Below are 6,672 nucleotides of genomic sequence, written 5' to 3'. Positions count from 1 at the left end.
AGATGTATAAAAGAGACAGGCCCAGACCAGGGCCAGGGCTCAGACCAGGGCCAGGGCCAGGGTCAGGGCGGCGCGGGGTCCGCGGCCGAGCCCGAGGCCGCTCCCGGGCGGCGCTGGCCGGCCGGCTGCGACGTCCGGCACGCGGTGCACGGACCCGGGTGGGTCCAGGGCAGCGGAGTCGGGCGGGTGACCGTACGGTTCGAACAGCCCGGGTCCGAGCCGGGCCGGGTGCGGACGTTCCTGGTGGACGACCCCGAACTGGAGCCGTCCGATCCGCTGCCGCTGGTGGGTACGGTCTAGGTTTCGCCGCCCGCCACGTGGCCGAAGTCGCGGTGGAACTCGCTGGGGAGGGTCACGTCCAGGCCGTAGTGGTGGTAAAGCTGCAGCTCCTGTTCGGGGGAGAGGTGGCGGCCGACGCCGAAGTCGGGGGCGTCCCTGATGAGGGAGCGCTCGAAGGGCACCCGCAGGGTCTCGCCGACCATCTCGCTGGGCTCCAGGGGGACGAAGGCGTCCCGGCTGAAGAGGCCGGTCCGTACGGCGGCCCATTCGGGGACGCCCGTGGCATCGTCGAGGTAGACCTCGTCGACGGTGCCGATCTTGGTGCCATTGCGGTCGAACGCCTTGCGGCCGATCAGGCTCCGCGGATCGATGTCTGTCTGCACGGTCCGGTCCCTCCATTGGAGCGCACTCATCCGTAATGACTACAAAAGTGCATTTCCGGAGAGGGGGCCACTCGAGGGAGGGGGCCAGATCCTCGCTGGTAGGCTGGGTGACGGCTGTTGACCCTGTGCGGGAGAGTCCTCCGAGTGAGTTCGACGGAGGCGCCGAAGGAGCAAATCCTCCCCGGAATCTCTCAGGCATACGTACCGCACGTGGTGAGGCCACTCTGGAAAGCAGGACGGGTACCGGGCGCGCAGTGCCGGTTCCCTCCTCACCGACGGTGAAAGCCGGACCTCGCGAGCGATCCTCGAGCGGCCCGGTGAAGCTCTCAGGTTGTGATGACAGAGGGGGAGGCCGTCCGGGTGCCCGCGCCGTGGTGCCCCTCGCAGGTCGTACGACCAGGAGGCCTCCGTACATGACCGCCAACCGCATTCCGCTCTCCCAGCTGGAGCGAGGCATCCCCTTCGAGCAGCGCCACATCGGCCCGGATGCCGAGGCGCAGGCGAAGATGCTCGCCCACGTGGGCTACGGCTCCCTGGACGAGCTCACCGCCGCCGCGGTACCGGATGTGATCAAGACCACTGCCGCGCTGAACCTGCCCGAGGCGCGGACCGAGGCCGAGGTGCTCGCCGAGCTGCGTCAGCTCGCCGACCGCAACCAGGTCCTCTCCTCCATGATCGGCCTGGGTTACTACGGCACCTTCACGCCGCCGGTGATCCTGCGCAACGTCATGGAGAACCCCGCCTGGTATACGGCCTACACGCCGTACCAGCCGGAGATCTCCCAGGGCCGCCTCGAGGCCCTGCTCAACTTCCAGACCGTCGTCGCCGAGCTGACCGGCCTGCCGACCTCGGGCGCCTCCCTGCTCGACGAGGGCACCGCCGCCGCCGAGGCCATGACGCTGGCCCGCCGGGTGGGCAAGGCCAAGGGGAACGTCTTCCTCATCGACGCCGACGCGCTGCCGCAGACCATCGCGGTGATCGAGACCCGCGCCGAGCCGATCGGCATCGAGGTCGTCGTCGCCGACCTGTCCGAGGGCATCCCGGCCGAGATCGCCGAGCGCGGCGTCTACGGCGTGCTCCTGCAGTACCCGGGCGCCTCCGGCGCGGTCCGCGCGATCAAGCCGGTCATCGACCAGGCCCACGGGCTCGGCGCGATCGTCGCCGTCTCCGCCGACCTGCTCGCCCTGACCCTACTGACCTCGCCGGGCGAGCTGGGCGCGGACATCGCGGTGGGCACCACCCAGCGCTTCGGCGTCCCGATGGGCTTCGGCGGACCGCACGCCGGCTACATGGCCGTCCAGGCCAAGCACGCCCGCTCGCTCCCCGGCCGCCTCGTCGGCGTCTCCGTCGACGCGGACGGGAACAAGGCCTACCGGCTGGCGCTGCAGACCCGTGAGCAGCACATCCGCCGTGAGAAGGCCACCAGCAACATCTGCACGGCGCAGGTGCTGCTCGCCGTGATGGCCGGCATGTACGCCGTCTACCACGGCCCGGACGGCCTGCGGACGATCGCCCGCCGCACGCACCGCTACGCCGCCCTGCTCGCCGCCGGTCTGACGGCCGGCGGGGTCGAGATCGTGCACGGCTCCTACTTCGACACCGTCACCGCCCGGGTCCCGGGCCGCGCCGCCGAGGTCGTGGCCGCGGCCCGCGAGGGCGGGGTCAACCTCTTCCAGGTGGACGCCGACCTGGTCTCCGTCGCCTGCGACGAGACCACCCTGCGCGCCGACGTCGAGGCCGTCTGGACCGCCTTCGGGGTCACCGCCGACCTGGAGGCCCTCGACGCCACCGCGGCCGACGCGCTTCCCGAGGCGCTGCTGCGCGAGGACGCGTACCTGACCCACCCGGTCTTCCACCAGCACCGCAGCGAGACCGCGATGCTGCGCTACCTGCGCAAGCTCTCGGACAAGGACTACGCGCTGGACCGCGGCATGATCCCGCTGGGCTCCTGCACCATGAAGCTCAACGCGACCACCGAGATGGAGCCGGTCACCTGGCCCGAATTCGGCCAGCTGCACCCGTTCGCCCCGGTCGACCAGGCCGAGGGGTACCTCACGCTCATCACCGAGCTGGAGGAACGTCTCTGCGAGGTGACCGGCTACGACAAGGTCTCCATTCAGCCCAACGCCGGCTCCCAGGGTGAGCTCGCCGGCCTGCTGGCCGTCCGCGCCTACCACCGGGCGAACGGCGACGAGCAGCGGACCGTCTGCCTCATCCCGTCCTCCGCGCACGGCACCAACGCCGCCAGCGCCGTGATGGCCGGCATGAAGGTCGTCGTCGTCAAGACCGCCGACGACGGCGAGGTGGACGCGGACGACCTGCGCGCCAAGATCGAGCAGTACCGCGACGAGCTCGCCGTGCTGATGATCACCTACCCCTCCACGCACGGTGTGTTCGAGGAGCACGTCGCCGACATCTGCGCCCAGGTGCACGACGTCGGCGGCCAGGTCTACGTGGACGGCGCCAACCTCAACGCCCTGGTGGGCCTGGCCAAGCCGGGCCACTTCGGCGGCGACGTCTCGCACCTGAACCTGCACAAGACCTTCTGCATCCCGCACGGCGGCGGCGGCCCGGGCGTCGGCCCGGTCGGTGTCCGGGCGCACCTGGCCCCGTACCTGCCCAACCACCCGCTGCAGCCGACCGCCGGTCCCGAGACGGGCGTCGGCCCGATCTCGGCCGCTCCGTGGGGCTCGGCCGGCATCCTGCCGATCTCCTGGTCGTACGTGCGCCTGATGGGCGGCGAGGGCCTCAAGCGCGCCACCCAGGTGGCGGTGCTCGGCGCGAACTACATCGCCAAGCGGCTGGAGCCGCACTACCCGGTGCTCTACACCGGCCCGGGCAACCTGGTCGCGCACGAGTGCATCATCGACATGCGGCCCCTGTCGAAGGCGACGGGCGTCAGCATCGACGACATCGCCAAGCGCCTGATCGACTACGGGTTCCACGCGCCGACCATGTCCTTCCCGGTCGCCGGCACGCTCATGATCGAGCCGACGGAGTCCGAGGACCTCGCCGAGATCGACCGCTTCTGCGACGCGATGATCGCCATCCGCGCCGAGATCGAGCGGGTCGCGGGCGGCGAGTGGCCGGTGGACGACAACCCGCTGGCCAACTCCCCGCACACGGCGGCGGCGCTGGGCGGCGAGTGGAACCACCCGTACAGCCGCGACGAGGCCGTCTTCCCGGGTGGGGTTTCGGCCGCGGAGAAGTACTGGCCGCCGGTGCGCCGCATCGACGGTGCCTTCGGCGACCGGAACCTCGTGTGTTCCTGCCCGCCGCTGGACGAGTACGACAACTGATCCGCCGTCCGTCCGCGTGACGTGACGAAGGGGCCGGCCCGGGAGGTGTTCCTCCCGGGCCGGCCCCTTCGTTTGCGGTCTGGCCGGCAGCCTAGGCCGCCTTCATCACCTGCGTCGCCGCGAGCGGGCGGTGCGGAGCGATGATCTGGCCGTCAGGCAGCAGCTCACCGGTGTCCTCGAAGAGCAGGACGCCGTTGCACAGCAGGCTCCAGCCCTGTTCCGGGTGCACGGCCACGGGGTGCGCGGCCTCCCGGTCGGCGGAGTCGGCGGACGGGCATGCTGGCTTGTGCTGGCACATGGATGCGTTCTTTCGCTGCGGTGTGGTCTGCTGTGTGCTGCGGCTCGATGCGGTGTTCATGGCCGCCCCCCGTATAGACGACTTGGCTCGGTCAGGGTCCCAGTGTTCCCCCACGGCACGGTGTCCGGAGGGATTTCCCGGTAGCTGTCCTCATAGATTGATGACGCATCACCCGTGCGGGCGGTTCAAGTCAACTCCCCTGTCATTTCGGATGGTTCGCAGGGGGCCCGAGTGGGCTAGGCCGAATGGGCAGTTCCGGCCACGGGGCCCGATCAGGCGGCCGGGGCCGCCATCGAGGGCGGGACCGGGGGCGCCGCCGAGGGCTTGAGCCGGTGGGTCATCACGGGCAGCAGTTCGGACACCGGGTGCGGCCGGTAGGCGGCGATGCCCGGCGGGGCGGGCGCCAGCGGGACGAGCAGGTCGGCGGCGGCCGGCAGTCCGGCGGAGGCGTCGGCGCCCACCGATCCGTGCAGCCACAGCGTCAGCATGTACAGCTCCGGTACGGACAGCAGCCGCGGCTGGTAGTTCTTGCCGAGCGACTCGGCCTGGCGCAGTGCGCGTTCGGTGGCGGCGACGTAGGGGCCCTCGAAGAAGTGGGAGAAGGCCCACCCGTCGGGTGTCAACCGGGTGTCGGCCGCCGCGACGTAGCGGTCCCCGCTGCGGATCAGGAACCGCCAGCCGGTCAGCCGGGTGCGCGGCGGCCTGCCGCCCGCGGTCAGGCCGGAGATGTTCAGCCGGTCCAGGACGTGGACGGGCAGCGGCAGTTCGGCTGTCATCGGACCCTGCAGGGCGCGCAGGGCCGGGGTGTGCGCCTCATTGACGGCGCTGGGAGAACCGAGGGCCGCGAGGACGCTGCGCAGGGCGGGCGCGGGAGCCGGAGGGACATGCAGCGGCATGGTGGGTCGCCTCTCACTTGGGATTCCTCCCCCGCTCCAGGACCTGATCCCGGCTCCGGTCCCGGCCCGAGGCCACCCTCGAGACCAGCCTCGGGACCCGCCTCAGGACCCGCTCCCGCTTCACTGCCCGCTCCCCGCGGTGCGGCCGGACTCGCGGCGGACCGTCCGGCTCCGGCGGCCGGGCGGCCTGGTGGCACCCCGGCGGGAGCCGCCCTGCGCACGTCCCCGGCGCGGCTCCCGCCTGCGCCGCTCCTCCCGCAGGCACTCCCGCAGCCCCTCCGGGTCGATCCCCTCGTTGCAGGCGTGGTGGAGCAGCTGCGCGAAGCGGTACCCGTCGTCCGCGCGCAGCGCCAGCCCCAGCGCGACCCGGGCGGTCGGCTCGTCGCCGGTGGACCAGGAGACCCAGCCGGCCAGGGTGAGCGGGGCCGCCGCGTGCTCCCCGTAGGCACCGACACAGCGCCGGGCCAGTGCCCGCCACAGCCGCAGGGCCGGAGCCGCCTCCTCGTCCTCCATCCACTCGGCGGCGATGTCGCGGATCTCGCGGTCCTGGAGGCCGAGGATGAGCGAGGCGGCCTCCTCGTGGCCGAGCAGCGCGTCGTCCCAGTCGTCCGCGCGGGAGCCGGCTTCGGCCGGCGGGGCCAGCGTCATGCGCTGCATCAGCGCCCGGGCGAGCAGGACGGTCTCGGCGCCCACCTCCTCCCGGGTGGCCCCGTCGAGGATCTTCGGGACCAGGGCCGCGGCGGCCCGGTCCAGGGCACCTTCCATCTCCTCTGCGTCCTTTCCGCGCAACGGGGTGAGCCTGCGCTCGATCTCCCGGAGGGAACCCCGCACCTGCAGCCCGGCGAAGGTGGCCGCCGCGGCCATCACCGAGCTGCCGGGCACGGCCAGCACGGTGCCCTCCGCGGGACAACACCGCGCGTCCGGGCAGCAGTAGGACCAGTACCGCCCGGCGGAGAGGCACAGGGCCTCGAGCACGGGAACGTCCAGCGCCCCGCAGGAGAGCCGGATCCGCTGGGCGAGCGGTCGCAGCCGGGTCATCACCCGCTGCCCGCTCTCGTCCCCGCCGGGGTCCTGGCAGAGGAAGACGATGACGCCGTCGGGCTTGGTGCCACGGCGCTCGCTGCCGTGGATCAGGCAGTCGGCGACCTGCCGGGCGGTGTCCTCCCACTCCTCCGGGGTGTGGGGGATGCCGACCCGGAGCCGGCCGCCGAAGCGGCCGCCCTCGCCGTGGACGGCGACCATGACGAGGGAGTCGGTCGGGTGGAAGCCGAGCATGTAGGGCAGCGCGTCGGCCAGTTCGGCCGGGCTGCGCAGGGTGATCCGGGAGGCGTCGGCGGCTCCGGACGGGCCGGCGGAAGGCCGGTCGGACGGGGTGCGTGCTTCGTGGTTGTTCGTCATGTCCCGAAGGTCTCGTGCCCGACCGGATCCGGAAACCCCTGTGGATAACTCCCGGGCCGGCCCCGGACTGACGCCCAACAAGTCCACCCTTCAACATCCACAGGCACAGAGCGGCATTC

General features: G+C 72.0%; 5 protein-coding genes, 1 pseudogene and 1 riboswitch. Of the genes and pseudogenes, 2 read left to right on the top strand and 4 right to left on the bottom strand.

Going from position 1 to position 6,672, the window contains the following annotated elements; translation table 11 throughout:
- A pseudogene (locus DRB89_RS38685) lies at positions 1-300 on the top strand (DNA polymerase IV); the annotation flags it as partial.
- Here DRB89_RS38685 and DRB89_RS38680 read toward each other — a convergent pair.
- A complete protein-coding gene (locus tag DRB89_RS38680) occupies positions 297-662 on the bottom strand; it encodes a PRC-barrel domain-containing protein (RefSeq protein WP_112451478.1) in 366 nt (121 codons plus the stop codon). The pseudogene DRB89_RS38685 and the gene DRB89_RS38680 overlap by 4 nt on opposite strands.
- A 118-nt stretch (positions 663-780) precedes the next feature.
- Positions 781-879, top strand: a riboswitch (glycine riboswitch).
- Positions 880-1,075: 196 nt separating this feature from the next.
- Between DRB89_RS38680 and gcvP the strand changes: the two genes are divergently transcribed.
- The gene (gene gcvP / locus DRB89_RS38675; protein ID WP_112453916.1) at positions 1,076-3,961 is read left to right on the top strand and encodes an aminomethyl-transferring glycine dehydrogenase; all 2,886 of its coding nucleotides are present in this window, start codon (positions 1,076-1,078) and stop codon (positions 3,959-3,961) included.
- 91 nt (positions 3,962-4,052) lie between these two features.
- Here the strand turns inward: gcvP and DRB89_RS38670 are convergent, their stop codons facing one another.
- The 3 genes from DRB89_RS38670 to DRB89_RS38660 form a co-directional block, all read right to left on the bottom strand.
- A complete protein-coding gene (locus DRB89_RS38670) occupies positions 4,053-4,259 on the bottom strand; it encodes a DUF5999 family protein (RefSeq protein WP_112451479.1) in 207 nt (68 codons plus the stop codon).
- Positions 4,260-4,531: 272 nt separating this feature from the next.
- Positions 4,532-5,155: a hypothetical protein gene (locus DRB89_RS38665; protein WP_162688906.1), complete on the bottom strand. Its 624-nt coding sequence runs from the start codon at positions 5,153-5,155 to the stop codon at positions 4,532-4,534.
- A 120-nt stretch (positions 5,156-5,275) separates the two neighbouring features.
- Complete coding sequence (locus tag DRB89_RS38660) at positions 5,276-6,553, bottom strand: DUF4192 domain-containing protein (RefSeq protein ID WP_112463655.1); 1,278 nt, start codon at positions 6,551-6,553, stop codon at positions 5,276-5,278.
- Positions 6,554-6,672 lie beyond the last annotated feature (119 nt).

This window comes from Streptomyces sp. ICC4 (genome assembly GCF_003287915.1).
In the GTDB taxonomy this organism is placed as follows: Bacteria; Actinomycetota; Actinomycetes; order Streptomycetales; family Streptomycetaceae; genus Streptomyces; species Streptomyces tritrimontium.
Note: the sequence above shows the minus strand (reverse complement) of the source record. Positions and strands in the feature narration are given on the sequence as shown.